This is a genomic window from Aeromicrobium sp. (genome assembly GCF_014378035.1).
Lineage (GTDB): Bacteria > Actinomycetota > Actinomycetes > Propionibacteriales > Nocardioidaceae > Aeromicrobium.
In genome coordinates, this window is the sequence record NZ_JACMOM010000105.1 from 1 (window position 1) to 2,138 (window position 2,138).

Below are 2,138 nucleotides of genomic sequence, written 5' to 3' on the forward strand. Positions count from 1 at the left end.
GAAGGCCGCCGCCGGTGAGACACTCCTGACCGATGAGTCTGGCCAGCCGATCCTGGTCGGCAAGACGTAGCTCGAAGGCAACGGCGTCAAGGATGCCGACGCCCAGGCCGAGCAGGAGGGCCTCGGCCAGTGGGTCGTCAACGTGGCGTTCAACGGGCAGGGCAGCAGTGGTTGGAAGCAGCTCGTCTCCGACGCCTGCACCAACACCGAGGCAGGCAACCGTGTCGCGATCGTGCTCGACGACAAGGTGATCTCTTCACCGGGTGTCGTGCCCGGGCTGTGCAGCTCGGGCGGAGGAGGCAGCACCAGCATCACCGGCAGCTTCACCCAGGCCGAGGCCAAGGACCTGTCGGTGCTCATCAAGGGCGGGGCGCTCCCGGTGCCCGTCGAGGTGCTTGAGCAGAGGACCGTCGGGCCGACGCTCGGCAAGGTCGCCATCGACGCGTCGATCGAGGCCGCCATCATCGGCATCATCCTCACCGGGATGTTCATCATGTTCGTCTACCGGCTCGTCGGCCTCCTCGCGACTGTCGCCCTGGGCGCGTATGCCCTCATTTCCTACGGCCTGCTGGTGTGGCTCGGAGCCACGTTGACGCTTCCCGGGCTCGCCGGATTCGTGCTCGCCATCGGGCTCGCCATCGACGCCAACGTGCTGGTGTTCGAGCGCGCGCGGGAGGAGTATGCCGAACGACGGGCGTCAGGACTCTCCCCCGCCCTCTCCACCGGCTTCACCAAGGCCTGGTCGGCGATCATCGACTCCAACGTCACGACGTTGCTCGCGGCTGGGTTGCTGTTCTTTCTCGCATCCGGCCCGGTCAAGGGCTTCGGCGTCACCCTGTCGATCGGGGTCGTGGCGTCGATGATCTCGGCCTTGGTCATCGCGCGAGTGCTCAGTGAGTGGGCGATGAGGAGGGCATGGGTACGCCGGCATCCCGAGATCAGTGGCCTCGCCGGTACCGGCCGCATCCGACGTTGGCTGGCCGACAGCGGTCCGGACCTGATGAGGCGCAGCGGCACCTGGATCGTCATCACCCTCGTCGTCGCGGTGGTGTCGGTCGGCGGCATCGCCCTGCGCGGCCTGACCCTGGGGGTGGAGTTCACCGGCGGCTGGCTGCTCGAGTACTCCACCTCCAGGAGCATCGACGCGGAGAAGGCGCGCGATGCCGTCAGCCGGGCTGGCTTCACGCAGGCCGTCGTCCAGTCGTCGTCGGGCGATGGCGAGAACCAGAACATCAGCGTCCGCCTCGACGACATCACCAACCAGGAAGCATTCGAGATCGAGAACGCGCTCGCGGCGGTGGCAGGAGACGTCGTGAAAGAGCGCGACGAGCTGATCGGGCCGAGCCTCGGGGCCGAGCTGCGCGACAAGGCCCTCATCGCGTTCGCGATCGCGATCGCGGCGCAGATGCTCTACCTCGCTTGGCGGTTCCGCTGGACGTACGCCGCCGCGGCCGTGCTCTCGATGTCATCCGTCGTGCTCACCGTGGTGGGTGTCTTCGCGTGGTGGGGCAAACCGATCGACGGAGTGTTCCTTGCCGCTGCCCTGTCGATCATCGGCCTGGCCGCCAACGACACGATCGTCGTGTTCGACCGCATCCGGGAGCACACGCGCGAGAACCGCAACCGTCCTCTGCGCGAGGTGGTCAACGAGGCGATCCTGCAGACGATCCCGCGCACCATCAACACCGGGTTGGGCGCGATGTTCATCCTGGCGGCGTTGGCGGTGCTGGGTGGCGACTCGCTCATCGACTTCGCCATCGCTCTCTTGATCGGGCTGTCGGTCGGCATCCTCTCGACGATCTTCACAGCCTCGGCCTTGGCCGTCGTGCTCGAGGAACGGTGGCCGTTCGACCCGTCGGGGCCCCGCAAGAAGGTCATCGACCCGTACGCGAACGTCGACGACGGAAGGAACACGACGGGAGCCGCCGTATAGCCGAGTCCCGCCCCGTCCGCGTCCCGTCCGCGCTGGGAGTGACATTGTTGTGGCCGATGTCGGCGTGTCGCCACAACGACGTCACTCCCACGGGAAAAACGGGTCGGCGGGGTCCTAGGGTGGGGCCATGACGACAACCCCGCCGGAGCCCGAGGACGAGAACGAGCCAACCGTTTCCCTCGAGAAGGACGGCGGGGAACCCGAC

1 pseudogene is annotated in these 2,138 nt (G+C 67.3%); it reads left to right on the top strand.

What is annotated here, in order from left to right:
- Positions 1-82: 82 nt before the first annotated feature.
- Positions 83-1,933: pseudogene (gene secF, locus H7290_RS05445) on the top strand (protein translocase subunit SecF); the annotation flags it as partial.
- Positions 1,934-2,138 lie beyond the last annotated feature (205 nt).